Origin of the sequence: Dactylosporangium sp. CA-233914 (genome assembly GCF_050942935.1) — a bacterium.
In the GTDB taxonomy this organism is placed as follows: Bacteria; Actinomycetota; Actinomycetes; order Mycobacteriales; family Micromonosporaceae; genus Dactylosporangium.
In genome coordinates this window covers 11,728,978-11,755,388 of the sequence record NZ_CP192030.1, presented here as the reverse complement: position 1 = coordinate 11,755,388, position 26,411 = coordinate 11,728,978, and the positions used below count along the sequence as shown (strand labels likewise).

The 26,411-nt window shown below is 67.7% G+C and carries 25 protein-coding genes, 2 tRNA genes, 2 rRNA genes and 1 pseudogene; 23 read left to right on the top strand and 7 right to left on the bottom strand.

Features of this window, described 5'->3' with window-relative positions; genetic code table 11:
* Positions 1 to 29 precede the first annotated feature (29 nt).
* Positions 30 to 227 (bottom strand): annotated as a pseudogene (locus ACQPY0_RS52365) (hypothetical protein); the annotation flags it as partial.
* A gap of 12 nt (positions 228 to 239) precedes the next feature.
* On the opposite strand from ACQPY0_RS52365, the gene ACQPY0_RS52360 reads away from it, so the two are divergent.
* Positions 240 to 413: a hypothetical protein gene (locus ACQPY0_RS52360; RefSeq protein ID WP_432995927.1), complete on the top strand. Its 174-nt coding sequence runs from the start codon at positions 240 to 242 to the stop codon at positions 411 to 413.
* A gap of 615 nt (positions 414 to 1,028) precedes the next feature.
* On the opposite strand, the gene ACQPY0_RS52355 is transcribed toward ACQPY0_RS52360, so the two are convergent.
* A complete protein-coding gene (locus ACQPY0_RS52355; RefSeq protein WP_432979230.1) occupies positions 1,029 to 2,249 on the bottom strand; it encodes a GNAT family N-acetyltransferase in 1,221 nt (406 codons plus the stop codon).
* A gap of 106 nt (positions 2,250 to 2,355) precedes the next feature.
* Here ACQPY0_RS52355 and ACQPY0_RS52350 point away from each other — a divergent pair, with 106 nt between their 5' ends.
* Both ACQPY0_RS52350 and ACQPY0_RS52345 read left to right on the top strand, forming a co-directional pair.
* Complete coding sequence (locus ACQPY0_RS52350; protein ID WP_432979227.1) at positions 2,356 to 4,086, top strand: serine/threonine protein kinase; 1,731 nt, start codon at positions 2,356 to 2,358, stop codon at positions 4,084 to 4,086.
* On the top strand, positions 4,083 to 4,826 hold the full coding sequence (locus tag ACQPY0_RS52345) for a tyrosine-protein phosphatase (protein ID WP_432979224.1): 744 nt from the start codon (positions 4,083 to 4,085) through the stop codon (positions 4,824 to 4,826). Before ACQPY0_RS52350 ends, ACQPY0_RS52345 begins: the two co-directional genes overlap by 4 nt.
* Before the next feature lie 200 nt (positions 4,827 to 5,026).
* Here the strand turns inward: ACQPY0_RS52345 and ACQPY0_RS52340 are convergent, their stop codons facing one another.
* On the bottom strand, positions 5,027 to 5,869 hold the full coding sequence (locus ACQPY0_RS52340) for an SDR family oxidoreductase (RefSeq protein WP_432979221.1): 843 nt from the start codon (positions 5,867 to 5,869) through the stop codon (positions 5,027 to 5,029).
* Positions 5,870 to 5,987: 118 nt separating this feature from the next.
* On the opposite strand from ACQPY0_RS52340, the gene ACQPY0_RS52335 reads away from it, so the two are divergent.
* From ACQPY0_RS52335 to ACQPY0_RS52305, 7 genes are all read left to right on the top strand, one after another.
* Positions 5,988 to 6,638 carry a DUF2625 family protein gene (locus ACQPY0_RS52335; RefSeq protein WP_432979218.1) on the top strand — a complete coding sequence of 217 codons (651 nt, stop codon included), beginning with the start codon at positions 5,988 to 5,990 and terminating at the stop codon, positions 6,636 to 6,638.
* Positions 6,635 to 7,324: an alpha/beta fold hydrolase gene (locus ACQPY0_RS52330; RefSeq protein WP_432979215.1), complete on the top strand. Its 690-nt coding sequence runs from the start codon at positions 6,635 to 6,637 to the stop codon at positions 7,322 to 7,324. Before ACQPY0_RS52335 ends, ACQPY0_RS52330 begins: the two co-directional genes overlap by 4 nt.
* Positions 7,325 to 7,402: 78 nt before the next feature.
* On the top strand, positions 7,403 to 7,801 hold the full coding sequence (locus tag ACQPY0_RS52325) for a YciI family protein (RefSeq protein WP_432995777.1): 399 nt from the start codon (positions 7,403 to 7,405) through the stop codon (positions 7,799 to 7,801).
* A gap of 2 nt (positions 7,802 to 7,803) precedes the next feature.
* Positions 7,804 to 9,060, top strand: a complete 1,257-nt coding sequence (locus ACQPY0_RS52320; protein WP_432979212.1) for an RNA polymerase sigma factor — start codon at positions 7,804 to 7,806, stop codon at positions 9,058 to 9,060.
* A gap of 43 nt (positions 9,061 to 9,103) precedes the next feature.
* Positions 9,104 to 9,241, top strand: a complete 138-nt coding sequence (locus ACQPY0_RS52315; RefSeq protein ID WP_432979209.1) for a hypothetical protein — start codon at positions 9,104 to 9,106, stop codon at positions 9,239 to 9,241.
* 51 nt (positions 9,242 to 9,292) lie between these two features.
* Positions 9,293 to 9,979: a GntR family transcriptional regulator gene (locus tag ACQPY0_RS52310; protein ID WP_432979206.1), complete on the top strand. Its 687-nt coding sequence runs from the start codon at positions 9,293 to 9,295 to the stop codon at positions 9,977 to 9,979.
* Between the two features lie 124 nt (positions 9,980 to 10,103).
* Entirely contained in the window at positions 10,104 to 10,526 is a 423-nt protein-coding gene (locus tag ACQPY0_RS52305; protein WP_432979203.1) for a hypothetical protein, read from the top strand.
* 33 nt (positions 10,527 to 10,559) lie between these two features.
* Here the strand turns inward: ACQPY0_RS52305 and ACQPY0_RS52300 are convergent, their stop codons facing one another.
* Positions 10,560 to 10,745: a type II toxin-antitoxin system HicB family antitoxin gene (locus ACQPY0_RS52300; RefSeq protein WP_432979200.1), complete on the bottom strand. Its 186-nt coding sequence runs from the start codon at positions 10,743 to 10,745 to the stop codon at positions 10,560 to 10,562.
* Here ACQPY0_RS52300 and ACQPY0_RS52295 point away from each other — a divergent pair.
* Both ACQPY0_RS52295 and ACQPY0_RS52290 read left to right on the top strand, forming a co-directional pair.
* Positions 10,744 to 10,989 carry a hypothetical protein gene (locus tag ACQPY0_RS52295; protein WP_432979197.1) on the top strand — a complete coding sequence of 82 codons (246 nt, stop codon included), beginning with the start codon at positions 10,744 to 10,746 and terminating at the stop codon, positions 10,987 to 10,989. The genes ACQPY0_RS52300 and ACQPY0_RS52295 overlap by 2 nt on opposite strands.
* A 185-nt stretch (positions 10,990 to 11,174) precedes the next feature.
* The gene (locus ACQPY0_RS52290; protein ID WP_432979194.1) at positions 11,175 to 11,510 is read left to right on the top strand and encodes a hypothetical protein; all 336 of its coding nucleotides are present in this window, start codon (positions 11,175 to 11,177) and stop codon (positions 11,508 to 11,510) included.
* Between the two features lie 132 nt (positions 11,511 to 11,642).
* Here ACQPY0_RS52290 and ACQPY0_RS52285 read toward each other — a convergent pair whose 3' ends face one another.
* Entirely contained in the window at positions 11,643 to 12,062 is a 420-nt protein-coding gene (locus ACQPY0_RS52285) for a hypothetical protein (RefSeq protein ID WP_432979191.1), read from the bottom strand.
* A gap of 55 nt (positions 12,063 to 12,117) precedes the next feature.
* The gene (locus ACQPY0_RS52280; protein WP_432979188.1) at positions 12,118 to 12,270 is read right to left on the bottom strand and encodes a hypothetical protein; all 153 of its coding nucleotides are present in this window, start codon (positions 12,268 to 12,270) and stop codon (positions 12,118 to 12,120) included.
* A 983-nt stretch (positions 12,271 to 13,253) separates the two neighbouring features.
* Between ACQPY0_RS52280 and ACQPY0_RS52275 the strand changes: the two genes are divergently transcribed.
* Positions 13,254 to 13,433 carry a hypothetical protein gene (locus ACQPY0_RS52275; RefSeq protein ID WP_432979185.1) on the top strand — a complete coding sequence of 60 codons (180 nt, stop codon included), beginning with the start codon at positions 13,254 to 13,256 and terminating at the stop codon, positions 13,431 to 13,433.
* Positions 13,434 to 13,505: 72 nt separating this feature from the next.
* Positions 13,506 to 13,859 carry a hypothetical protein gene (locus tag ACQPY0_RS52270; protein ID WP_432979182.1) on the top strand — a complete coding sequence of 118 codons (354 nt, stop codon included), beginning with the start codon at positions 13,506 to 13,508 and terminating at the stop codon, positions 13,857 to 13,859.
* 269 nt (positions 13,860 to 14,128) lie between these two features.
* On the opposite strand, the gene ACQPY0_RS52265 is transcribed toward ACQPY0_RS52270, so the two are convergent.
* Positions 14,129 to 14,202, bottom strand: a tRNA-Gly gene (locus ACQPY0_RS52265).
* A gap of 146 nt (positions 14,203 to 14,348) precedes the next feature.
* Between ACQPY0_RS52265 and ACQPY0_RS52260 the strand changes: the two genes are divergently transcribed.
* From ACQPY0_RS52260 to ACQPY0_RS52220, 9 genes are all read left to right on the top strand, one after another.
* Positions 14,349 to 14,422 (top strand) — tRNA-Pro (locus ACQPY0_RS52260).
* Between the two features lie 62 nt (positions 14,423 to 14,484).
* A complete protein-coding gene (gene tig / locus ACQPY0_RS52255; RefSeq protein WP_432979179.1) occupies positions 14,485 to 15,855 on the top strand; it encodes a trigger factor in 1,371 nt (456 codons plus the stop codon).
* 131 nt (positions 15,856 to 15,986) lie between these two features.
* Complete coding sequence (locus tag ACQPY0_RS52250) at positions 15,987 to 16,637, top strand: ATP-dependent Clp protease proteolytic subunit (RefSeq protein ID WP_432979176.1); 651 nt, start codon at positions 15,987 to 15,989, stop codon at positions 16,635 to 16,637.
* A gap of 11 nt (positions 16,638 to 16,648) precedes the next feature.
* Positions 16,649 to 17,308: an ATP-dependent Clp protease proteolytic subunit gene (locus ACQPY0_RS52245; protein ID WP_432979173.1), complete on the top strand. Its 660-nt coding sequence runs from the start codon at positions 16,649 to 16,651 to the stop codon at positions 17,306 to 17,308.
* Between the two features lie 289 nt (positions 17,309 to 17,597).
* Complete coding sequence (gene clpX / locus ACQPY0_RS52240) at positions 17,598 to 18,896, top strand: ATP-dependent Clp protease ATP-binding subunit ClpX (protein ID WP_432979170.1); 1,299 nt, start codon at positions 17,598 to 17,600, stop codon at positions 18,894 to 18,896.
* Between the two features lie 161 nt (positions 18,897 to 19,057).
* Positions 19,058 to 19,891 (top strand): EamA family transporter, encoded by an 834-nt coding sequence (locus ACQPY0_RS52235; protein ID WP_432979167.1) that lies wholly within the window; start codon positions 19,058 to 19,060, stop codon positions 19,889 to 19,891.
* A gap of 15 nt (positions 19,892 to 19,906) precedes the next feature.
* The gene (locus ACQPY0_RS52230; protein WP_432979164.1) at positions 19,907 to 20,701 is read left to right on the top strand and encodes a carbon-nitrogen hydrolase family protein; all 795 of its coding nucleotides are present in this window, start codon (positions 19,907 to 19,909) and stop codon (positions 20,699 to 20,701) included.
* A 716-nt stretch (positions 20,702 to 21,417) separates the two neighbouring features.
* Positions 21,418 to 22,932, top strand: a 16S ribosomal RNA gene (locus ACQPY0_RS52225).
* 341 nt (positions 22,933 to 23,273) lie between these two features.
* Positions 23,274 to 26,380, top strand: a 23S ribosomal RNA gene (locus ACQPY0_RS52220).
* Together the 16S and 23S rRNA genes form the textbook arrangement of a ribosomal RNA operon.
* The last annotated feature ends 31 nt before the right edge of the window (positions 26,381 to 26,411 follow it).

The window sequence follows — 26,411 nt, the reverse complement described above, 5'->3', positions numbered from 1 at the left end:
CACACGGTAGTCACATAGACACTGGCCGTTCAGCTCGTCGGGGAGCGTCGGCCCGGTCGGGTAAGCTCGTCGCGAGGGACCCAGCCCCTCCGGATGATCTGAAGGTCGCGCTCGGCCGCGGCGAGATCGTCGTCGGTGGGACGGGCCGCATCCCGGGCGCGCATCGCCGCCGAGACACTGACCTGCGAGGCTCCGCCTCCGACGAGTCCCCGCAGGCCGCGCTCCGAGACGACCTCATCGTGATGGTGATGGTGCGCGTCATGGTGGTGGTGATCGTCCTGGTGCTCGTGATGGTTCTGGTGCCGGCTCGACTGATGTCCCGGCTGATGTCCCTGTTGGGGATGCTCGTCCTCGTGGTTGCCGTCGGCCGGCTCGGGATCGTGCACGGCGGCGGTCATCGCGAAGGTGCCTGACAGCTCGGCCAGGTGGTGCGGGGACGGCCGCGGCACGGGCCGGGGTATGGGCGCCTCATCGGACGGGTCGACCGGCTCGGCCTCGGGCGCGGGTCCGGCGGTGGCCGCTTCCCGGGCTTCGGCGAGCGGCTCGTCCGGGGATGCCGGAGCTTCGCCCGCCGATGCCGAAGCATGGACCCGAAGTGCCGAAGCTCCGCCCCGAGGTGTCGAAGCTGTGTCCCGAGCGGCCAAAGCTCCGTCCGGAGGGGTCGAAGCTGTATCCGCCGCAGTTCCGGCCCGAGATGTCGGAGCTGTGTCCCGAGTCGCCACAGCTCCGTCCACAGGTGTCGAAGCTGTGTCCTCGGGCGTGGATGCCTCGCCAGCCCGCGTGCGGGCTTTGTCCACGGGCATGGAGGTCCCGTCCGTGGGCGCAGAGGCCCCCTCCGTGGGCGCGGAGGTCCCGTTCGCGGGCGCGGAGGGCTCGTCCGCGGGCGTAGACGTCCCCTCCGCGGGCGCGGAGGTCCCGTCGGAGGGTGGGGAGGCGGGCACCGGTTGATGTTGCCGCATGCGGCGCCGGCGGCGCTGTATCCCACCCATGGGCCGACACTACCGCCTCCGGCGCCGCTGTCCGAGAGATCAGAAGATTTCGATCGAGTAGGGCGCGGTGGGCCAGCCGAAGGCGGTGCTCGTGGCGGCCACGGCGCCGGGGCGGTGCTGCTGAATCCGGCCCGCGAGGTGCAGTGCGCCGAGGCGGGAGCCGCCCAGGTAGGCCGCGCCGAGGTCGGCGATGCCGAGGGTGAGGTCCGGGTCGCCGTCGGCTGGGGTGCAGTTGACGAGCGCGCCGCCGGCGCCGGCGCGCAGGCGCCACCGGCCGGCGTTGGACTCCATGATCTCGTCGGTGACCTCGAGGACGACGTCGAGCGGGGCCGCGTAGCGGCGGGCGGTCAGCGCGCGGGGCAGGTCGGTGATGCGCAGCCACAGGCCGTCGCCGATCTTGCCGCCGAGCGCGCGGGGCTCGTCGACCATGTGGAACAGGGGCTCGTCGATGCTGGAGTGGCTCTGCACGAGGGAGCGGGCGAGGTCGACGCGCAGCAGGAAGCGGTAGAGCTCGGCGTAGGCCTCGGTGGTCGCGGCGACCACCTCGACGACGTCGACCTCCTGCTTCGGCCCGTTGTCGTCCCAGCCGGGGCGGATGCGGTAGCGCGCGTAGCCGTCGACGACGCCTTCGGGATTCTCGTAGAGTACCGCGCGGGTCGTGGTCGCGCCCTCCCGCCGGTCCGCCGGGTCGCTCGTCAGGTGCTTCCACCACTTCTCGTCGCGGCTGGACCAGCCGGGGTGGGAGGGGAGCACCCGGGAGTACACCTCGGCGAGCTGTTTCCAGAGCTCGGAGGGGATCCCGGAGCGAAGGGTGCCCGGGCCCTGGGGCACACGCAGGGAGAGTTCGCGGCGATCGGCCCGCATGGTGACGTTGTGCGAGGCCAGGCCGTAGCCGAAGCGCTGGTAGATGCGGCCCTCGGAGGCCCAGAGCACGGCGATGGCCTCGGGTGCGGCGTGCAGCTGCTCGATGATCATGCGGCGCAGCAGGCCCTTGCGGGTGTGGACGGGGGAGACCACGACGCCGGTGACGTGCGCGGCCGGGATCACCGCGCCCGGCACGGCGAGGTCGCGCGTGAAGGTGCCGACGACCCCGACGATCCGCCCGTCCTGCTCGACGACGTGGTTGCGGCCAGGCTCGCTGGTCAGGCGGTAGGTGCTTTCGGGATCGGGCTCGGTGGTCAGGCCGAACGCCTCGCGGCGCACGTGCGCGATGGGGGCGAGGTCGCTCTCCGTTGCCGTGCGTAGCACATAGTCGCTCATCCAGTTGTGTCTACCTCGTGACCTGCGCTGAGCGCGACCGATTTGCGCGCTCGTTACTCTCGAAACCGTATGGGGGCGGCAACACAATGCTGGGGGGAGCGAAACGATGACGCAGGGTGCGCTGCTGGACCTGGTCTGCGGTCCGGCGAGCCCTTTGCCGGAGACGTTCCAGCGTTACCGTCTGGTGGCCCACCTGGGCTCGGGCGGGCAGGCGGACGTCTACCGCGCCGTGCGGGTGTGCGGCGGGGTGACCTCGGCGCCGATGACGGTGAAGGTGTTCCGCGTCGACCCGCAGCGCCCGATCGCCGACGAGCTGCGCTCCTGGGACAAGGGTGACGCGGCGCTCATGGACCTCAACAACCGCGGTGTCGGGGGCATCTGCCGGCGCGCCGACGGCTTCTACGGCCCGCCGCCGCACCGCCCTGGCGAGCGCCCGGCGCCGGGCGACGCCGTGCCCTACCAGGTGTACGACTATCTGCACGGCGTCAACCTGCGCGAATACGTGGTCCAGGGCTCCGCCGCCCGGCCCGGCGCCCGGCGGCTCAACGCCGTCTCGGCGCTGAAGACCCTCGCCGTCGTGCTGTCCAACCTGCACGACCCGCGGGAGAGCGGGGCGACGCCGGTGCTGCACATGGACGTCAAGCCGTCGAATGTGATGGTGCTGGCCACCGGCGAGGTGCGGCTGATCGACTTCACCGGCGCGCGGTACTACCGCGAGGAGGAGATCACCCAGATCGCGTACACGCCGGAGTCGGGCGGTCCCGAGGCGTTCGGCGGGGTCAAGTACGTCGGGCCGGCGTACGACGTGCACGGCTTCGGCGCGGTGGCGTACTTCATGGTCACGGGCGCCTACCCGCGCGTCGACGGCCGCAGCGACCTGGCCGGCGCGCCGGACGCGTCGCCGCCGCCGTGGAGCGTGCTGCGCCGCCACCCGCTGCTGGAGCGCATCCCCGCGCTGCGCGATCACCTCCACGCGCCGCTGGCCGACCGGCCGGGCGATCGCCCGCAGACCCGCGAGCTGCAGTCCTGGCTCGCCGGCCTGGCCGAGCTGGTCCGCCGGGCCGGCCTGCCCGACGTCGGCTGTGACTGGCACGAGAGCGACGACACCGGCCGGGCCGTCGGGCGGGCGCGCCCGTCGATCAGCGGCACCGAGACCGATGCGTACCAGCGCATCGAGCGCCTGGAGCGGGAGCTGGTCGCGCTGCGCACCGGCGCCGCACCGCCGACCGCGTTCAACTCGGCGGCCGACCCGCGCAACGGGTTCAACTCCGCCACCGCGTTCCATCAGCCGGTGCCGCCGGTTCCCGCGCCGCCTGTCTCCGGGCCGCCGGTCTCCGGCGCCCCGGTGTCCTCCGGCGGCGTGGCGGTCAACGCCGAGGGCGTGCCGCAGATGCGCGGCCGGGCCAAGGTCATCCCGCGGCCCGCCCCGGACCCGACCGGCATGATGCCGGTCGAGCCGGAGGAGGACTACCGGCCGCGATACACCCCGCCCCGCGGCGAGCGTGCGCGGCAGCTCAAGCTCGGGTGGGAGTACACCGGCACCGGCGCGGTCATCGCCTTCATCTGCTGGGGGCTGTGGGCGCTGGACAGTGAGGGCAGCCTGACCGGTCCGTTCATCGCCTTCCTGGTCGTGCTCGCGGTCGCCATCGGCGTGTTCTCGCTCTCGCGCCTGCTCGGGCGGCTCATCCTCGAGCAGCGCTTCGGCCGCCTGCGCCGCACCGCCAAGGGGGCGCACGCGATCACAGGCCTGTTCCTGGCCGCGGCCGGGATCGCGTATCTGCGCGAGGTCGGCTGGTTCATGCGGTTCTTCCACTGGGTGAAGGACCTCTTCTGGTGAGATGGTGGCGCCGGCGGGCGCGCGCCGGAGAGCTGCGGGGTCCGCTGGAGGGGCTGGTGAACTTCCGCGACCTCGGCGGCCTGCCTGCCGACGGCGGCACCGTGCGCCCCGGCGTGCTCTTCCGCAGCGACTCCCTCGCCTACGCCACCCCCGCCGACGCCGACCGCCTCGTCCGGGACCTCGGCGTGTCGACCGTGATCGACCTGCGCGGCGAGTACGAGGTGGAGCAGCTCGGCCGCGGCCCGCTCGCCACCGCGCGGGTTGACTACGTCTCCGCCCCGATCGCGGACGTGAGCGGCGCCGAGGACCTCGTCGGCCACTATGTGGCGATGCTCACCGAGAAGGGGCCCGTGCTCGCCGGCACCGTCCGGCACCTGTCCTGCGCCGGCACCCTCCCGGCCGTCTTCCACTGCGAGGCGGGCTGCGACCGCACCGGGGTCCTCGCCGCGGTCGTGCTGGGGCTGCTCGGCGTGCCGGAGGAGGCGATCGCGGCGGACTACGCGGCGACGGCGGCGGCGATGCCGACGATCCACGAGCGGGTCGCCGTGGTGGTGGACCGGCTGGGGCTGCCGCCGCGCCCGGCGCTGGAGCCGGTGTGGCAGCCGGAGGCCGAGATGATGACCCGGATGCTGGACCTCGTGCGCGAGCGGTGGGGGGACATGGGGGGGTGGGCGCTGTCGTACGGCCTCACGCCCGGCGAGCTCTTCGCCCTGCGCACCAACCTGGTCGTCGCGGTCTAGTCCGTTTTGTAACTTCACGCACCACGCGCGACCTGGGCGCCGCGGCGAGAACGACAAGGGAAATTTCGGGCAGGGCGGGGCAGGGCAGGGCAGGGTCGGCGGAGGTGCCAAGGATGATGGGGAAGGATCGGACAGATCCCGGCACCGGGTGGCGGGACCTGTCCGGAAGGTGCTGAGGGGTTGATTGACGGGCCGGCGAGCTACACCGGGACCGCGTGGGGCACGCTGGCGGTGCGGATCGGGCGGGCGTTGAGCAGGGCCGTGTACTCGCGCTGGGCCGCGTCCAGCATCGCCCTCCACGCGTCGTCGCCGACCGGCAGGCGCACCGGGCGGTCCTCGGCGGCGATCAGCCGCATCACCTCGGCCGCGAAGGTGGACGGGGAGCCGGCTACCGGCAGGGACTTCAGGGCGCGTACGCCCGTGCGGACCGGGTCGGTCACGCCGGCGTAGGCGGGAACGTGCTGCGGGGACTCCGTCAGGGAGGCGCCGAACTCGGTCGCGAACATGCCCGGCTCGACCGCCGTTACGTGCACGCCGCTGCCGGCCAGTTCCAGGGCGAGCGTGTCGACCATGCCCTCCAACGCGTACTTGCCCGCGGCGTACGCGCCCATGCCCGGCATCGCCACCCGGCCGGCCAGGGACGAGACCATCACGATGTCGCCGAAGCCCTGGGCGCGCATGAGCGGCAGCACCATCCGTGTCAGCCGCCACGGGGCGATGAGGTTCACGGCGAGCTGCGCCTCCAGTTCGGCGTCGCTGACCTCCTCGACGGCGCCGAAGTGCCCGACGCCCGCGTTGTTCACCAGCACGTCCACGCCGCCGTAGCGGGCCAGCGCGGCGTGTACGGCGTTGTGGCAGTCGTCGGGGTCGCGTACGTCGAGCATGCAGGTGGCCAGCGTGCGGGGGTAGCGCTCCCGGAGGTCCTCCAGCGTCTCCGGGCGCCGGGCCGTGGCCAGCACCTGCTGCCCGGACGCGGCGACCGCCTCGGCGAGTGCGCGTCCGAGACCGGTGGAGCAACCAGTGATCAACCAGCGACGAGTCATGTTCGGCATAGTGACTCTCAGTATCAGCCGGCCAACAGTCTGAGAAACGTGAATGACAATCATTCAGTACGGATTTTCGTCGTTCGTGTCGGCGGACGGGCGGCCGTACAGTTGGCTCGTGCGCTCGCTGGCGGAGCTGATCTCCGAGGACCGGTCCGCCTGGGCCGAGATCGAGGCCGCGGCGACCGGCTCGCCGTATGCGGTCGAGCTGCTGCCGACCGACCCCGACCGGGCTGCGGAGTGCCTGCAGCGGCTGCAGGTCACGACCACGTCGTGGCTGGGCGCGCTGGTCTACGGCTCCGGCGGCATGATCGTCGACGGCGGCTGGCTGCGCGTCTTCGCCGCCGGCCACCCGCGCCGCCGCTTGCCCGACATCCACGAGGTCAACGCGGCGTTCGAGCCGGCCGGGCTGGTCGTCGCCGAGGACGTCATGGGCGGCGAGTTCGTGTGGCGGCAGGGTGAGTCGCAGGGCAAGCCCACGATCCACTACTTCGCTCCGGACACCCTGCGCTGGGAGGACCTCACCCTCGGCTACACCGACTGGCTTTACGCGATGCTCGGCGGCGCGATCGACCGGTTCTACACGAGCTGGCGCTGGCCTGGCTGGCGCGACGAGGTCGCCGCGTGCCCGCTCGACGCCGGCCTCAGCGTCATGCCGCCGCTGTTCACGAAGGAGGGCCGCGACATCTCGACCGCGGACCGCCGCCCGATCTCGATGCGACAACTCGTCGGCGTCAAGCACGACATGGCCGACCAACTGGGCGCATGAGGCTCGCGCGCAACGACACCGGGCCGAGCACGGGCGCCGGGGCGCCGCCGGTCGTCCTGCTGCACGGCGGCGGGAGCGGGCGCGGGACCTGGGACGCGTTCGCCCGGGCGCTGCCGGGCCGGCGGGTGATCGCGCCGGACCTGCGCGGGCACGGGGAAAGCCCGCGCTGTGCGCAGTACACCTTGATGGACCATGCCGACGACGTCGCCGAGCTGCTCGACGAGCTCGCCCTCGACGCGCCCGTGCTCGTCGGCCACAGCCTGGGCGGCTTCGCGGCGTCGCTGGTCGCGCAGCGTCACCCCGGCCGGGTGGCGCGGCTCGTGCTGGAGGACCCGCCCGCGCCGCCGCGCTCCGGCCCCGCCGCCGGCGGCTTCTCGCGCGCCCGGCTGGCCCTGTCCGGCCTGACGGGCGGGCTGTCCCGGCGCCGCTTCGACCGCGACGCGCTGATGTCGGCGATCCACCAGCTCCGCGAGCCGAATCCGGCCTGGTGGGCCGGGCTGGGGACGATCAAAGCCCGCACATTGGTACTGTCGGGAGGCCCCAAAAGCCACATTCCGCCCGCGAGGCTGGAGGCGGTCGCCGCGGCGATCCCGGACGCGCGCCTGGTCACGATCCCGGCCGGGCACCGCATCCACAGCACCGCGCTGCCGGAGTTCACCGAGGCGGTCCTGAAGTTTCTCGGCTGAGGCTGTCCGGCTCGCGGCGCCGGCTCCGACGTCCCCGGTGAAGGCAACCCCGAACCGAAGGAGCCGACCGTGAAGTACATGATCCTCAGCTACGCCTCGCAGCGCGACTACGACGCGATGGCCGGCAAGCCCGGCCAGACGCCGTGGAAGCCGGAGGACTTCGCGCGGATGCACGAGTTCATGACGGCGTTCAACCAGGAGCTGGAGGCCTCCGGGGAGCTGGTCGAGACCCGCGGGCTGGACGCCCCCGTGCACACCCGGCGCGTCGGTGGCGGCCCCGGCGTGGTCACCGACGGCCCGTACGCGGAGACGCAGGAGGTGCTCGCCGGCTACTGGATCGTCGAGTGCGACAGCTTCGACCGTGCCACCCAGATCGCCGCGCGGCTCGGCGAGTGCCCGGCCCCGGCGGAGGCCGCCGCGGCCGCGTACGCCGACGTGCGGCCCATCGTCGAGTCCTCCGGCGAGCTGGGCTTCTGAGCATGGCGGCGCTCGAGGACCACGCCTGGTCCGGGTCGGCCGGCTTCGCGGCGGCCGACCCGGACCAGGCGCTGCGGATACTGGCACCGCAGGTCCTCGGCGCGGTCGTGCGCCGCTACGGCCACTTCGACGTCGCCGAGGACGCGGTGCAGGAGGCGCTGCTCGCCGCGGCCCGCCAGTGGCCCGGCGACCCGCCGCAGGACCCGCGCGCGTGGCTCATCGCGGTCGCGTCCCGCCGGCTCACCGACCTGCTGCGCGCCGACCAGGCCCGCCGGCGCCGGGAGGAGACGGTGTTCCGGCTGGCTCATGTGGTGCAGCCGGAAGTCCCCGGCACCGACGACTCGCTGGTGCTGCTGTTCATGTGCTGCCACCCGGCCCTGAAGCCGGACGCGCAGCTGGCGCTCACGCTGCGGGCCGTGGGCGGCCTCACCACGGCGGAGGTGGCGCGGGCGTTCCTCGTGCCCGAGGACACCATGGCTCGCCGGATCGGCCGCGCCAAGCAGCGCGTCAAGGCCAGCGGCCTGCCGTTCGCCCTGCCTCCGGCCGAAGAGCGCCAAAACCGCCTGGATGTCGTACTGCATGTGCTGTACCTCATCTTCAACGAGGGCTACACCGCCACGCGCGGCGACTCCCTCCAGCGCCCGGACCTGGCCGCCGAGGCCATCCGCCTGGCCCGCCTGGTCCGCCGCCTGCTGCCGGACGACCTGGAGGCGGCCGGCCTGCTCGCCCTGATGCTGCTGAGCGACGCCCGCCGCGAGGCCCGCACCGCCGCGGACGGCTCCCTGGTGCCGATGGCCGAGCAGGACCGCACCCGGTGGAACGCCGCCCAGATCGCCGAGGGCATCGAGCTCATCACGAGGACCCTTCCGCGCGGCGTCCCCGGCCCCTACCAGCTGCAGGCGGCGATCGCCGCGCTGCACGACGAGGCCCCGGCCGCGGAGGCGACCGACTGGCCGCAGATCATGGCCCTGTACGAGCTGCTCATGCGCCGCGCCCCGGGCCCGATGGTCGCCCTGAACCACGCGGTCGCCGTGACCATGGCCCGCGGTCCCGCCGAGGGCCTGCCCCTGCTCGACGGGCTGACCGCGCTGGCGAACGACCACCGGCTGCACGCTGTGCGGGCGCATCTGCTGGAGATGGCCGGCGACCCGCAGGGGGCCCGCGCGGCGTACCTGACCGCGGCGTCCCTGGCCGGCACGCTGCCCCAGCGGCGCTACCTCAACGCCCGAGCCGCGAAAATTCCCAGGTCAAATCCTTGATCCCCAGTTCATTAGAACGCATGTTCGAGTAAGCTCGGCGGACATGAAGATCGAGACCTGCACCGCCACGAAGATCACGACCACCGCCACGGGCGACGTCGAAGTCCGCTGCGCGAAGCCCGCCGGCCATGAAAATTCGCACGAGGCGCGAATCGGCATCTTCCCCATCAGGTGGCGTTAGCCGTAATCTGTGCGCGGCCCGCAGCCAACCGTTTGAAAGGTTCGCTGCGCCGTGCTCCCCAAGTACACGGAAATCATGGCCATCCTGCAGGACCGCATCGACCGCAAGGTCTACCAGGTCGGTGCCCTGCTCCCGAGTGAGGCCGAGTTCACCGCGGAATTCGGCACGTCCCGAGCCACGGTCGTGCGCGCACTGCGCACACTCGGCCGCCAGGGCTGGCTCCGCGGCGTGCAGGGCAAGGGCCGGCTCGTCCTGGGCCGCCCGGTCATGAATCTGCTCGGCCTGCCGTGCCGAGTCCAGTACCTCCTGCAGGCCGACCGCCACGCGATGCGCCTGAGCATCCGCCGCATCGCCGCCACACCCCGCATCGCCGCCGCGCTCACGATCTCGCCGGGCGTTCCGGTGACGGCCGCGCGCTACCTGCTGACCCTGCCGAACGCGACGCCGTTCGGCCTGACCACGGCCTTCACCCCCATCCAACTCCCCGCCGTCCCGCCGGGCGTGGGGCTGCTGAACCGCCTGGAGGAACACACGGGCCGCAGCGCGTTCCGCGTCACGGAGCGCCTGGGCGCACGCCTGGCCACAGACACCGAGACGAAAGCCCTGCAGCTGTCACATCCCCGCAGCGTGGCGGTGTCCCTGCTGACGGTCCTGGACACCCTGGAGACCCCGTACTTCGTGGTGGACGCCGTCCTGTCCAGAGAGGCCAGACCCGTGGTCGAGGTTTACGAAATCTGACCCGCCCCCGGGTTATTCGAACGGCTCACGTGTAACGGCTCACGTGTATCGGAACGAAAAGGCCTGACACGTCCCGGCCGAGATGCTGACCCCATTCCGGGAATGCCATCGCCAAGATGCAGGAATGATCGCCCGCCGCTGGTTCGCCGCCCTCATCGCCGTCGCCGCGCTCGCCGCGTGCGACCCCGACACCCCGGCGAAACCGAACAACCTCGCCGGCATCCCCGCGTCGGCGAGCCCCAGCCCCTCGCCCTCTCCGTCGCCGTCCCCTTCGCCTTCGCTTTCCCTTTCTCCGGAGGCGCCGCCCGCGACGGCGACCATGCCGACGGTGCCCGCCCCGGCCACGACGAAAGCGCCCGCCCCGGCCAAGACGACGACGAAACCCCCGGCCCCGAAGACGACGCCCCCGGCGGCCGGCCCGGTCGGAAACGTTCACCCCGGCGCCTTCTGCTCCCCGGAGGGCGCGATCGGCTACACCTCGAAGGGCACCCGAATGCGGTGCACCTTGAAATCGGGCGAAAAGCAGCCCCGCTGGCGCGCCGCCTGAGCCCGCGGGCGCATTCCGAAATGCGCGACTTGCCTAACTGGTTCGCAGCGTCACGGTGAAGGAGCGCGGGTCGACGTCGAGAAAGAGCCCGATGGCGTCCCGCGCGGTCGCCTCGGCGTCATCGAGATGACGCGCCTGAGTGTGGACACCCTTGAGCTCGGGCACGCTGATCGCCCACCAGGCCCCGGAGCGCCGGCAAACAGCGGTGTAGTCGTTCATGGCTGAGCGACCCCTTGCGGGACCAGTTCGCCGCGCTGTGTCGTCCGAGGTGAAGCCTGGCACCTACCAGACGACCGCGCACCTGACCGGCGGCAAGGTGATCGATTGCTATTGGGAGCGCAGCAAGAATGGCAACATCGTCGACAACAACTTCGTGACCGGCTCGGTCCGGGTGACGGTGACGATCCGATCGAGCGACGACACGTTTGTGTCGAGGGGCTGCGGCGACTGGGTCAAGGCGTAGCTGCTTGGGCCGGCGCGGCGGCTGCCGTGCTGCAGTAGGCGGTGCCACCCGGCGGGAGACACCCGCCGCCGCCCGGCCCGAACCCAACCGAACCACGGTCCCGGCAGCAACGACAGCAGGCGCGCGGCCGCAGTCTCGCGGGCAGCGGGCGGGCCAGCGGAACACCGGATGATCGGCGGGCGACGGTGACCAGTCCGGCGAACCCAGTCGGCAGACTCGACCGAAGACCGGCGCGGGGCAGCTGCGGGGCGTACGGCGTCGCGTTCGGCCTGACCACGGCCTTCACCCCCATCCAACTCCCCGCCGTCCCGCCGGGCGTGGGGCTGCTGAACCGCCTGGAGCAACACACGGGCCGCAGCGCGTTCCGCGTCACGGAGCGCCTGGGCGCCCGCCTGTCACATCGCCGCAGCGTGGCGGTGTCCCTGCTGACGGTTCTGGGCACCCTGGAGACCCCGTACTTCGTGGTGGACGCCGTCCTGTCCAGAGAGGTCAGACCCGTGGTCGAGGTTTACGAAATCTGACCTGGCCGAAGCCGCCAGCCGGGCCTTCGACCGACGCCCTGTAACGACGCGGTGGTGTCACTCCCCACCACGCTTCTTCCTCCCGGGCGAGTGCGACCTTGTGGCCCGGGCACCGGCGCCACCTGTCGCGCCTTACGCGGCCGCTTCGCCTGGCGCGGCCTTTGCCTGGGACTTCTCCGCACCGCTCGTCAGTTGCGACACCCGCTGGGGCGAGATGCCGAGAATCTGTCCGGCATCGCGAACGGTCAACCCGAGTGCGGTGAGACGCTTGAGCGCGACATGGGTTGTCGTAGCGGCCTTCTCGTCCGCCTCGCGCGCCGCTCGTCGGGCACTCAGCGCCGCGTCGACGACGTCCTGAGCCTCCGGCACCTCGAGCCGCAAGGTCAGGGCGAACGAGTGTGGATCGACCTCGAGAAAGAGCGAGATCGCATCCCGAACCATCGCCTCGGCCTCACTGAGGCGCCGCACCTGGGTGTGGACCCCCTTGAGCTCGGGGACACTGATCGCCCACCAGACGTCCGAGCGCCGGCAGACGGCCGTGTAGCTGGTCATCGCCACCATCCCTTCCCAAGCTGATCTTCTAGGTCCCGCATGATGCTGTGAGCAGTCAGCTCACTGATCTCACGGTGCCGGGAACGACGACGTTCTGCGTCCCGCACCGGTAGATCGTATGGCTGCCGCCCTCCCGTACCTCGACGAAGCCGAGGCCTCGTTCGACAGCGGCTTTGCCGATCTTCCTCACCAGGTCGACTCGCTTCACGGGCGGAATCTAGATTACTAGACATGTGCCGTCTAACGCACTGGACGGTGGTGAGATCCGAAGGAACCTCCGGTCCGCCGCAGTGGATTGCGGCCGGTTGGTGCGGTTCAAGCGTGCGGCACAGCATGCCGTCCGCGATGAGATCGTCGCTGCTCCGACGAGTTCGAGTCGGGGCGCGGCGAACAGCGATCTGCGGGAAGAGGGTGCGTGTTCGGGCGGGGGAGCGCGCTAATTGGACGCAAAGGGCGATCCGGTGGAAACAGGACGGCTCGGCGTGAACCGTGGGCACGGGAGGTACCGCTACGGGGGAATGTGGACGAGCGCCTCTCGAGTGCCAAGGCGTCCGGTGCGGTGTTGAGGGGGTGTGGGTGGAGCGAAGCTCCCCCACGGGGGAGCGAGCGCCAGCGAGCGCGAAGGTGAGAGCGGGCGAGGAGAATCGAACTCCCACCGTCAGTTTGGAAGATCTCCCCGGCTCGGAAGGTCTGTCCGGATTTGCCGGATGGTGTTGCGGCTTTCCGCGCCCGCTCATGCCCCTACGCGGACGGACTTACTGGCACGGCTCTGGCACGTCCGATCTTGGAGCCGGGTCTCTCTTGAGTGAGCCGCCGCGCCGGCCGGCAGGCCGAGTGCGAGCGGCATTTGACACACGTCCTCGTTCTCACCCCTGGAGAACCGGGGCCGGCCTAGCGACCTCCCATATGCCGTCGTACCGATCCGCCAGGGAGCGGGCGGCTTCGGAGCTCGCCGTGGACGACCGTGGAGCGGCTTGGCCTGCCGCGTTCGGCGCCTGTATGCCTGATCGCGGCAACAGACTGCCTGGTCCGCGCCTAGGTACTCCGTTGCGTTCGGCTGCACAGGTGCGCCGACGATCGGTGATCGAGGCGTGCAGTCACCGTTGACGTTGCGGTTTCGTACCTGGATTCGACTTGCCTCTCACCGCGGTTGAGTGACAAGTTCGCTGACGACTGGGTACCGTTCGAGCCATGGACAACACTCCCGAACCGGCAGGCCCGCGCTCGTGGACGCCCGGGGCTGGCTGGGAGCGCCTGAAGCGAGAGATGCCGCACCTCGTCCCTGAGCTCACCGAGGACGACCTGCGTAAGGCGGACGAGATCATCGCTGCCGCCGAAGGGAACGACCGTCAGAAGCGCCGCGCCGCCTGAACGCGCACATGTGTTAGCCAAGTTTCGCCGCGATTGTGATGAAGGGCTGTTGAGCGAATAGCGTCAACTGCCGTGTTGGTCTTCGACGCCACCGCTCTGGCGGCTATGTTCAACTCGTATCCGCCGCTGTGGGCGTTGCTCCAGCGCGCCGACTTGGGCATGGTGCGACTCGGCTTCCCGGCCCTGGCCATCGTTGAGGCGGGGAGCATGATCGGCGCGTCCGCCTCGGCGTGGCATCCCTTCCTGTTCGTATCGTCGATCAGCGTCTTGCCGCTGGGCCAAGCGCCGGCCATTGAGATCGGCTCCTGGTCCGGGACTCTGGGCGCTCGCCATGCGCTGTGGGAGGCTCGATACATCAACTGTCCGCTGATCACACGCAGGCCGGAGTTGTACGCGTCCGACGAAGCCCACATTCAGGCGATCTAGCTTTGGCCGATCGCTTTGTGAGGCTTGTGGCTTCTGAGGGGCGGGTCCGTTCCGGCGTGGCTCGTCGCCCGCCTCGACGGTAGGCGCGGGCTTGGGATGTACAGCTGCGGTCGGGTCCTCCTGGCGATGGGCGCGGGCGCAGGCAGTACACCTGCCGTCAAATGAACCCGAGAACTTTCGCTGCTGGACGGCCTCGGTGCGGCTTTTGAGGGGGTGTGGGTGGAGCGAAGCTCCCCCGCGGGGGAGCGAGCGCCAGCGAGCGCGAAATATGGAGCGGGCGAGGAGAATCGAACTCCCACCGTCAGTTTGGAAGACTGAAGCTCTGCCATTGAGCTACGCCCGCTTGGCGCCCGGTGTGCGCCGGGTGCTGTCACAGCGTACCCAATCATCGCGCCCCGCGCCCGCGGCGGGGGGTCCAGACTGTGCGACACCGGCATACCGAGCGGCGACGTCCGCGGCCGAGCGCATACACTTGCCGACGCACGCCACCGGGGTGTAGCGCAGTTTGGTAGCGCACTCGCTTTGGGAGCGAGGGGCCGTGGGTTCAAATCCCGCCACCCCGACCGGGAACGTCACGAAGCGCATCCGCCAGTTCACCAGTCGTAGCAACGAGGGAGAAAGTTCTGTGAAGAGCACCGTCGAGACCCTGAGCCCGACTCGCGTGCGGCTCGAAATCGAGGTGCCGTTCGCTGAGCTCGAGCCGAGTCTCAAGAAGGCGTATCGCGAGATCGGCTCGCAGGTCAACATCCCCGGGTTCCGTCGGGGGAAGGTGCCGTCGGCCGTCATCGACCAGCGGGTCGGGCGCGGTGCGGTGCTGAACGAGGCCGTGCAGGAGGTCATTCCGACCCAGATCCTGGCCGCGGTGCGCGAGCACGAGGTGAAGACGCTCGGGCGGCCCGAGGTCGAGATCACCGAGTTCGCCGACGGGCAGCCGCTGAAGTTCACGGCCGAGGTGGACGTCCGGCCGCAGATCACGCTGCCGGAGCTGGGCGACATCACGGTGACCGTGGACGCCCTGGCGGTGTCCGACGACGACGTCGAGGAGCAGCTCAAGGGGCTGCGGGACCGGTTCGCCACGCTCAAGACCGTGGAGCGGACCGCGGCTACCGGCGACTATGTCCAGATCGACCTGGTGGCCAAGGTCGACGGCGAGGAGGTGCCGGGCGGCAGCGCCACCAACGTCTCGCACGAGGTCGGCAGCGGCCAGCTGGTGCCGGGCCTGGACGACGTGCTCGTGGGCATGGGCGCCGGGGACTCGACGACGTTCACCACGCAGCTGGTGGGCGGGGAGTTCGAGGGGCGTGACGCCGAGGTGTCGGTGACCGTGAAGTCGGTCAAGGACAAGCAGCTGCCGGAGGTGGACGACGAGTTCGCCCAGCTGGCCAGCGAGTTCGACACGCTCGACGAGCTCAAGGACGACGTGCGCACGCGGCTGACCCGGGTGAAGCGGATGGAGCAGCTCTACTCGGCGCGTGACCTCGCCCTCAAGGCCGTCATCGACGCGACCGACGTCCCGGCGCCCGAGGGCGTGGTGAAGGACGAGGTCGAGTCGCGCAAGGAGTCGATGAACGATCAGCTGCAGCGGATCGGGGCGTCGTTCGACGACTACCTGCAGACCGAGGGTAAGACCGAGGAGGAGATGGACGCCGAGCTCAACGAGGCGGCCGTCGAGGGCGTGAAGGTCCAGCTGGTGCTCGACACCCTGGCCGACGCCGAGGACATCCAGGTCACCGACGACGAGTTCGGGCACGAGATCGTCCACCGGGCGCAGCGGGCCGGGATGGGCCCGCAGCAGTACTACGACCAGCTGGTCCAGGCCGGTGTGGCCGGCGCGGTCTTCGGCGACGTGCGCCGCGGCAAGGCGCTCGGGCTGGTGCTCGAGCGGGTGAAGATCGTCGACGGCGAGGGCGCCACGCTCAGTCTCGACGACCTGCGCGGGCCGGTCGACGACCACGAGGGGCACGATCACGGCGACCACGAGGGCCACGACCACTAACGTTGTAGGCCGGGGCAAAAGCCCCGGCCTTCACCACGGTGCGCTCATAGCGAAATGCGGTGAGCACGGGAAGCTGCCGCTGCCCACACCGGTTAGGGTCGGCAAGTACAAGACTCTTGCGAAGGGCTGCCATGACCGACCTGCATATTCCAGCGTCGCCAGTCAGTTCCGCGCCCAACGGGCGCGGTCGGGGCGCGGACACGAGCCTGACGCTCGACGACTCGGTGTTCAACCGGCTGCTCAAGGAACGCATCATCTTCCTGGGTAGCGAGGTCAACGACCAGGTCGCCAACCGGATCTGCGCCCAGATGCTCCTGCTCGCCGCCGAGGACGAGGAGCGCGACATCTGGCTGTACATCAACTCGCCCGGTGGCTCCGTCTACTCGGGCATGGCGATCTACGACATCATGCAGTTCGTCACCAACGACGTGGCGACTGTGGCGATGGGCATGGCTGCCTCGATGGGCCAGCTCCTGCTGTGCGCGGGGGCCCCGGGCAAGCGCATGGCGCTGCCGCACGCGCGGATCATGATGCACCAGCCGTCCGGCGGCATCGGGGGCACGGCCTCCGACATCGCCATCCAGGCCGAGCAGATGCTTTACACCAAGCGCATGTTCCAGGAGCGCGTGTCGTTCCACACCGGTCAGGCGCTCGAGCAGATCGAGGCCGACTCCGACCGTGACCGCTGGTTCACCGCCGAAGAGGCGCGGGACTACGGCTTCATCGACAAGGTGATCACCGGGGCCCAGCAGGCTCCGGAAGGCGCCGGAACCCTGGCCTGAGGAGCGAAGCCATGACCGATCTGAGCCTGCCCCCGGCGCTGCGCGAGGTGCACAACCGCTACATCCTGCCGTCCTACGTCGAGCGGACGTCGTATGGCATCAAGGAGACCAACCCGTACAACAAGCTGTTCGAGGACCGGATCATCTTCCTCGGCGTGCAGATCGACGACGCGTCGGCCAACGACGTGATGGCGCAGCTGCTGACGCTGGAGAGCACCGAGCCGGACCGCGACATCACGCTCTACATCAACTCGCCCGGTGGCTCGTTCACGGCCATGACGGCGATCTACGACACCATGCTCTACGTCCGGCCCGACATCCTCACGGTGTGCCTGGGCCAGGCGGCGAGCGCGGCGGCGGTGCTGCTCGCGGCGGGCACGCCGGGCAAGCGTCTCGCGCTGCCCAACTCCCGCATCATCATCCACCAGCCGGCGACCGAGGGCGGCTACGGGCAGGGCTCGGACATCGAGATCCAGGCCCGGGAGATCATGCGCATGCGGACCCAGCTCGAGGAGATGGTGTCGCGCCACACCGGCCAGCCGGTCGACAAGGTCCGTAAGGACATCGACCGCGACAAGATCCTTACGGCCGACGAGGCCAAGGAATACGGCCTGGTCGACAACGTGCTGGTCAGCCGCAAGAAGTCCAGCCTGGTGGCCTCGGGCAGCTGAGGCCCCGAGCAAGACCTCATCGGCTCGCCTAACCTCCGGGTAAGGCGAGCCGATGAAGTCTCCGACGACCCGAACGAGGGCCCGGACGGTGATCGAACGGGTCCTGACGGACCGTGAGAACGTGTCGTCGGGTGGGCAGGCAGAAAGACACCCCCGCGTAGGGGGTCGGAATACGGGCGACCACCAGGTAACGTCGAGGCAGTAGCCAGCGTGGGCCCCAAACCCGCCCGCGAGGGCGAGCAGGATGCGATCCGGACGTAGGGTCCGGCCGAAGGCAGGGAGATCGTAGGTGGCACGGATCGGCGACGGCGGCGACCTACTGAAGTGCTCCTTCTGCGGCAAGTCGCAGAAGCAGGTGAAGAAGCTGATCGCCGGCCCCGGCGTCTACATCTGCGATGAGTGCATTGATCTCTGCAACGAGATCATCGAGGAAGAGCTGGCGGAGTCGGGCGACGTCAAGTTCGACGAGCTGCCCAAACCGATGGAGATCTGCGCCTTCCTCGACCAGTACGTCGTCGGTCAGGACCAGGCCAAGAAGGCTCTCGCGGTGGCGGTCTACAACCACTACAAGCGGGTGCAGGCCGAGTCCGGTGGCGGCTCGGGCAGCGACGGCGTGGAGCTGGCGAAGTCCAACATCCTGCTCATCGGACCGACGGGCTGCGGCAAGACGCACCTGGCCCAGACGCTCGCGCGCATGCTCAACGTGCCGTTCGCGATCGCCGACGCCACGGCGCTCACCGAGGCGGGGTATGTCGGCGAGGACGTCGAGAACATCCTGCTCAAGCTGATCCAGGCCGCCGACTACGACATCCGCCGCGCCGAGACCGGCATCGTCTACATCGACGAGGTCGACAAGATCGCGCGCAAGTCGGAGAACCCGTCGATCACCCGGGACGTCTCCGGCGAGGGCGTGCAGCAGGCGCTGCTGAAGATCATCGAGGGCACGGTGGCCAACGTGCCGCCGCAGGGCGGGCGCAAGCACCCGCACCAGGAGTTCATCCAGATCGACACGTCCAACGTGCTCTTCATCTGCGGTGGCGCCTTCGCCGGCCTCGACCGGATCGTGCAGCAGCGGGTCGGCAAGGGCGGCACGGGCTTCGGCGCCAACCTCCGCTCGATCACCGACCGGACCGCCGACGACGCCTTCTCCGACGTCATGCCGGAGGACATGCTCAAGTTCGGCCTGATCCCCGAGTTCATCGGGCGTCTGCCGGTCATCACGAGCGTCAAGAGCCTCGACCGCGACGCGCTCGTCAAGATCCTCACCGAGCCGCGCAACGCGCTCGTCCGGCAATACCAGCGCCTCTTCGAGCTTGACGGCGTCGAGCTGGAGTTCGCGCCGGAGGCCCTCGAGTCGATCGCGGACCAGGCGATCCTGCGCGGCACCGGCGCCCGCGGCCTGCGGGCGATCATGGAGGAGGTCCTCCTCTCCGTGATGTACGAGGTGCCGAGCAACCCGAACATCGCCCGGGTCCTGATCACCCGCGAGGTCGTGCTGGAGAAGGTGATCCCGACGATCGTGCCGCGGGACCTCGCCGCGCACCGGGTCGGCCGCCGCCGCGCCGACCGCGAGGAGAAGTCGGCCTGACCGAGACGTTCGCGAGTGACCCGGGACACTGTGTCCCGGGTCGCTTTCGTTTGCGACGACGGATCCATGGCCGGTCGGACCAGTGAAATCGTCGCGCACAGGGCAGTACACCATGGAAAAAATCGTGGCGAGCACGTTTCGCCACCCATATCGTGGCTCGCGTGCTGTTCCTCGTCTGTGCCGCGGCCTCCGCGCTCGTCTGGGGCGCGGGTGACTTCGCCGGCGGCAAGGCGAGTCAGCGCGCCGACTCGTTCCTCGTGGCGCTCGTCGCCGAGACCGTCGGCATCCCGCTCGTCATGGCGTGGATCGCGTTCGCCGGCACCGGTGTGCCGAGCCTCACCGATCTCGCGTGGGGCGCCGCCGCCGGTCTCCTGGGCAACGCGGGGCTGGTGATCTTCTACCGGGCGCTCGCCGCCGGGGCGATGTCGGTTGTGGCGCCGCTCACGGCGACGACGACGGCCGCGGTACCGCTGCTGCTCGGGCTCTTCCTCGACCGCCTCCCGTCGACGTCGGCGCTCGTGGGCGCCGTCCTCGCCGTGGCGGCGATCACCCTCGTGAGCGCGGGACCGCGCGGGGGCGAGCGCGCCGGCCGGGGACTGCTGGCGCTCGCGCTGCTGTCGGGGGTGCTTTTCGGCGGGTACTTCACGCTGGTCGCCCAGACCTCCGACGCCTCCGGCCTGTGGCCGCTGCTGGCCGGGCGGGTCGCGGGCGTCGCCGGCCTGCTGGTGGCCATGCGGGCCCGGCGGGTGCCGGTGCGTGGCCCTGCTCGCATCTTTGTTCTCTCGTGTACCGCTGGTGCCTTCGACGTCACCGCGAACGCGCTCTACCTGTTCGCGGTCCGCAACGGGGTGCTCAGCGTCGCCGCCCCGCTCGCCTCGCTGTATCCGGTGACGACCGTCCTGCTCGCGATGGCCGTCGATCGGGAACGGATGCGCCCCCTGCAGATCACCGGGCTGGGGCTGGCCGTTGTGGCCCTCGTGCTCACCGCCGGGTGAACGTAGGCTGGCCGTATGCGCGTAGCGGTGTGTCAGCTCAACGCCCGTGACGACCGGGGCGAGAACCTCAAGGTGGCCCGGGCGCTGCTGCAGCGGGCTGCGGACGGGGGAGCGGACCTGGCGGTGCTGCCGGAGTACGTGGACCATCTGGGCCGCGCCGCCACCGCGCCCGCGCCGGAGCCGGTCGACGGGGAGTTCGCCGCGTTCTTCGCCGATGCCGCGCGGGATCTCGGGATGTGGGTCCACGCCGGCTCGTTCCACGAGATCGGACCCGACCCCGAGCACACGTACAACACAACGCTGGTCTTCGATCGATCCGGCACACTTGCCGCGACCTATCGAAAGATCCATCTCTATGACGTTGAGATCCCGGGTCGCGTGTCGTACCAGGAATCGAGGACCGTCGCGCCCGGGGACTCGACGAGCATCGTCGATGTCGAGCGGGTCCGACTAGGGTTGTCGATCTGTTACGACCTGCGGTTTCCGGAGTTGTACCGCAAGCTTGCGATCGACGGCGCCAACGTGCTCGTGGTGCCGGCGGCGTTCATGCTCCATACCGGGCGGGACCACTGGGAAGTCCTGCTGCGCGCGCGAGCCATCGAGAACCAGTGTTACGTGCTCGCTGCCGGACAGATCGGCAACCATGATCCCGACCGGACCTGCTTCGGGCGGAGCATGGTCGTCGACCCGTGGGGGACGGTCATCGCCCAGGCCCCCGACACCGTCGGCGTGACGATCGCCGAGCTCGACTTCGAGCGCCTCGCGGAGATCCGGGAAACGCTGCCGAGCCTTGCCAATCGGCGGCTCTGACCCGTTCAGATCCCCGTTGCAATGCCGATTTGACTCGGACACCGGGCGGTCCGTAAGGTTCTCCACGTCCGAGGGGATGGGCGGAAACGCCCGGAACGTCGGATTAGCAAGACCGGGCGGTGCGAGAGCGGATTTGCAATCGCGAGGCCGACCGGGTAGGTTACTCCAGCCGGTAGGGAACCAGGCGGACTTGAAAGAGTCGGCTGGCCTGCCGGAATCCCGAGCAGATCTGGCGCCGGAAACGGGCGCGGATGGCCTGCGCGGGAGAAACGGTCCAGAAGGTCAACAAGCGGAAAACGCGGACTTGACAGAACGGATCGGGCTGGTAAGGTAGACAAGCCGGTAGCGAGCCGGGCGGGCGAGAGAGCGAAATGCTTCGAAGCCGGCCGGTGCGATCGGATCTCCCGAAACAAGATCGCCGGAAACGGCGGCCTTGCTATGCTCGGGAAAACCGCTCAAAGTGAAAAAGTTCGGACAACGGACTTGACAACGGCGAGCGAGCTGGTAAAGTAGAGAAGTTGCCCCGGATGAGGCGAGCAAGAGATTGCGGACCGAAACGGTGTGTGTTGGTTGTTTGAGAACTCAACAGGGTGCTTGTTAAGCCAGTGCCAATTGAAATTTACCCCGTGGCACGGGCTCCGTGAGGAGTTGCGTGTCTGGGATTCCTTTGGTGACAACATGTTTGTTGCCGGGTGATTGATTCACCAACGCAGATTTTGTTGGAGAGTTTGATCCTGGCTCAGGACGAACGCTGGCGGCGTGCTTAACACATGCAAGTCGAGCGGAAAGGCCCTTCGGGGTACTCGAGCGGCGAACGGGTGAGTAACACGTGAGTAACCTGCCCTAGGCTTTGGGATAACCCTCGGAAACGGGGGCTAATACCGAATATTCATATCTGGCGGCATCGTTGGGTGTGGAAAGTTTTTCGGCTTGGGATGGGCTCGCGGCCTATCAGCTTGTTGGTGGGGTGATGGCCTACCAAGGCGACGACGGGTAGCCGGCCTGAGAGGGCGACCGGCCACACTGGGACTGAGACACGGCCCAGACTCCTACGGGAGGCAGCAGTGGGGAATATTGCACAATGGGCGGAAGCCTGATGCAGCGACGCCGCGTGAGGGATGAAGGCCTTCGGGTTGTAAACCTCTTTCGACAGGGACGAAGCGCAAGTGACGGTACCTGGAGAAGAAGCGCCGGCCAACTACGTGCCAGCAGCCGCGGTAAGACGTAGGGCGCGAGCGTTGTCCGGATTTATTGGGCGTAAAGAGCTCGTAGGCGGCTTGTTGCGTCAGCTGTGAAAACCCGCAGCTCAACTGTGGGCTTGCAGCTGATACGGGCAGGCTTGAGTTCGGTAGGGGAGACTGGAATTCCTGGTGTAGCGGTGAAATGCGCAGATATCAGGAGGAACACCGGTGGCGAAGGCGGGTCTCTGGGCCGATACTGACGCTGAGGAGCGAAAGCGTGGGGAGCGAACAGGATTAGATACCCTGGTAGTCCACGCTGTAAACGTTGGGCGCTAGGTGTGGGGGGCCTCTCCGGTTCTCTGTGCCGCAGCTAACGCATTAAGCGCCCCGCCTGGGGAGTACGGCCGCAAGGCTAAAACTCAAAGGAATTGACGGGGGCCCGCACAAGCGGCGGAGCATGCGGATTAATTCGATGCAACGCGAAGAACCTTACCTGGGTTTGACATGTTCGGTAATCCGGCAGAGATGTCGGGTCCTTCGGGGCCGTTCACAGGTGGTGCATGGCTGTCGTCAGCTCGTGTCGTGAGATGTTGGGTTAAGTCCCGCAACGAGCGCAACCCTTGTTCGATGTTGCCAGCGGTTCGGCCGGGGACTCATCGAAGACTGCCGGGGTCAACTCGGAGGAAGGTGGGGATGACGTCAAGTCATCATGCCCCTTATGTCCAGGGCTTCACGCATGCTACAATGGCCGGTACAAAGGGCTGCGATACCGTGAGGTGGAGCGAATCCCAAAAAGCCGGTCTCAGTTCGGATCGGGGTCTGCAACTCGACCCCGTGAAGTCGGAGTCGCTAGTAATCGCAGATCAGCAACGCTGCGGTGAATACGTTCCCGGGCCTTGTACACACCGCCCGTCACGTCACGAAAGTCGGCAACACCCGAAGCCGGTGGCCCAACCCTTGTGGAGGGAGCCGTCGAAGGTGGGGCTGGCGATTGGGACGAAGTCGTAACAAGGTAGCCGTACCGGAAGGTGCGGCTGGATCACCTCCTTTCTAAGGAGCACCTTCAGCCGAAAGGCTGTAAGGAGCCCGCACCAGCCGAGTGTGTTGGTGGGGTGCTCGATGGCGGAGACACTGGCGAAGGTCCTGCGGACAACGGTCCCGGAATCTAGTACTGCCGCGGAAGTGGCGTGGAACGGTTTGGGATGCGGTTCGTGGCGATCGTATAGGCACCCTGTTGGGTCCTGAAACAACCAACGGTTTGTTTCGGACGTGAATCCAGGCCGGCGGCCAAAACCGGGCACGGAGTGTGCTGAGGTTGGTTCGCGGATACGGTTTGGGTTTGGTGTTGGTTGAGAATTGCACAGTGGATGCGAGCATCTTTATTGCTTTGTGGTCAAGTTGCTGAGGGCGTACGGTGGATGCCTTGGCACCAGGAGCCGATGAAGGACGTGGGAGGCCGCGATAGGCCTGGGGGAGCTGTCAACCGAGCTGTGATCCCAGGGTGTCCGAATGGGGGAACCCGGCACCAGTCATGTGGTGTCACTCCTGCCTGAATACATAGGGCAGGTTGAGGGAACGCGGGGAAGTGAAACATCTCAGTACCCGCAGGAAGAGAAAACAATAGTGATTCCGTGAGTAGTGGCGAGCGAAAGCGGATGAGGCTAAACCAGGCATGTGTGATACTCGGCAGGGGTTGCATGTTTGGGGTTGTGGGGCGTGTCTTGTCTGGTCTGCCGACTGGGCGCACAGTGAGAAAACCGAGGATTAGTCGAAGTTCGCTGGAAAGCGGCACCGTAGACGGTGAGAGTCCGGTAGGCGAAAATGTTCGGTCTGTGTTGGCGTGTTCCCGAGTAGCGGCGGACTCCTGTAATCTGCCGTGAATCTGCCAGGACCACCTGGTAAGCCTAAATACTCCCTGGTGACCGATAGCGGACGAGTACCGTGAGGGAAAGGTGAAAAGTACCCCGGGAGGGGAGTGAAATAGTACCTGAAACCGTGCGCCTACAATCCGTCGGAGCGTCCCGCCTTTGGGCGGGGGTGACGGCGTGCCTTTTGAAGAATGAGCCTGCGAGTTAGTGATACGTGGCGAGGTTAACCCGTGTGGGGGAGCCGTAGCGAAAGCGAGTCTGAATAGGGCGTCAGAGTCGCGTGTCCTAGACCCGAAGCGGAGTGATCTAGCCATGGGCAGGCTGAAGCGCGGGTAAGACCGTGTGGAGGGCCGAACCCACCAACGTTGAAAAGTTGGGGGATGATCTGTGGTTAGGGGTGAAAGGCCAATCAAACTCCGTGATAGCTGGTTCTCCCCGAAATGCATTTAGGTGCAGCGTTGCGTGTTTCTTGCCGGAGGTAGAGCACTGGATGGCCTAGGGGGCCTACAAGCTTACTGAAGTCAACCAAACTCCGAATGCCGGTAAGTGAGAGCGTGGCAGTGAGACTGCGGGGGATAAGCTTCGTAGTCGAGAGGGAAACAGCCCAGATCACCAGCTAAGGCCCCTAAGCGTGTGCTAAGTGGTAAAGGATGTGGGGTCGCATAGACAACCAGGAGGTTGGCTTAGAAGCAGCCACCCTTGAAAGAGTGCGTAATAGCTCACTGGTCAAGTGGTTCCGCGCCGACAATGTAGCGGGGCTCAAGCACACCGCCGAAGCTGTGGCATTCACACGTATACTAGGCTTTTGTGGTCCAGGTGTGTGGATGGGTAGGGGAGCGTCGTGTCACCGGTGAAGCGGCGGAGTGATCCAGCCGTGGAGGTGACGCGAGTGAGAATGCAGGCATGAGTAGCGAAAGCAGGGTGAGAAACCCTGCCGCCGGATGACCAAGGGTTCCAGGGCCAGGCTAATCCGCCCTGGGTGAGTCGGGGCCTAAGGCGAGGCCGAGAGGCGTAGTCGATGGACAACGGGTTGATATTCCCGTACCCGCGTAGAAGCGTCCATGCTGAACCTGCTTGTACTAACTTCACAATGGTCTGAACCTTTCGGGGGGATGGCCGGCGTTTAGGAACTCGGGTGGTAGTAGGCAAGCGATGGGGTGACGCAGGAGGGTAGCTGGACCCGGCCGGTGGTTGTGCCGGGGCAAGCGTGTAGCCCGTGCTGTAGGCAAATCCGCAGCACATGTGGGTGAGGCGTGAAGCGGAGCCGTTCAGGTGAAGCCAGTGATCCCATGCTGCCGAGAAAAGCCTCTAGCGAGTTTCGAGCGGCCCGTACCCCAAACCGACACAGGTGGTCAGGTAGAGAATACCGAGGCGATCGGGCGAACTGTGGTTAAGGAACTCGGCAAATTGCCCCCGTAACTTCGGGAGAAGGGGGGCCACCGATGGTGAGACCACGTGCTGGTGGAGCGGTTGGTGGCCGCAGAGACCAGGGGGAAGCGACTGTTTACTAAAAACACAGGTCCATGCTAAGTCGTAAGACGACGTATATGGACTGACGCCTGCCCGGTGCTGGAACGTTAAGGGGACCTGTTAGTCTTTCGGGGCGAAGCGGAGAACTTAAGCGCCAGTAAACGGCGGTGGTAACTATAACCATCCTAAGGTAGCGAAATTCCTTGTCGGGTAAGTTCCGACCTGCACGAATGGCGTAACGACTTCCCCACTGTCTCAACCACAGGCCCGGCGAAATTGCACTACGAGTAAAGATGCTCGTTACGCGCGGCAGGACGGAAAGACCCCGGGACCTTCACTATAGCTTGACATTGGTACTCGAATTCGATTGTGTAGGATAGGTGGGAGCCGGTGAAGTCCTCACGCCAGTGGGGGTGGAGGCAAGCTTGAAATACCACTCTGTTGGATTTGGGTATCTAACCTTGGGCCGTGAGCCGGTTCAGGGACAGTGTCTGGTGGGTAGTTTAACTGGGGCGGTTGCCTCCTAAAATGTAACGGAGGCGCCCAAAGGTTCCCTCAGCCTGGTTGGCAATCAGGTGTTGAGTGCAAGTGCACAAGGGGGCTTGACTGTGAGACTGACAGGTCGAGCAGGGACGAAAGTCGGGACTAGTGATCCGGCACTGGCAGGTGGAAGCGGTGTCGCTCAACGGATAAAAGGTACCCCGGGGATAACAGGCTGATCTTCCCCAAGAGTCCATATCGACGGGATGGTTTGGCACCTCGATGTCGGCTCGTCGCATCCTGGGGCTGGAGTAGGTCCCAAGGGTTGGGCTGTTCGCCCATTAAAGCGGTACGCGAGCTGGGTTTAGAACGTCGTGAGACAGTTCGGTCCCTATCCGCCGCGCGCGTAGGATACTTGAGAAGGGCTGTCCCTAGTACGAGAGGACCGGGACGGACGAACCTCTGGTGTGCCAGTTGTTCTGCCAAGAGCACGGCTGGTTGGCTACGTTCGGAAGGGATAACCGCTGAAAGCATCTAAGCGGGAAGCTCGCTTCGAGATGAGGTATCCCACCCCTTGAGGGTTAAGGCCCCCAGCGAGACCACTGGGTTGATAGGCCGGAAGTGGAAGCCTGGTAACAGGTTTGAGCTGACCGGTACTAATAGGCCGAGGACTTGACCTACATAACGGGTTTTGAAGATGTTTGCATCCAC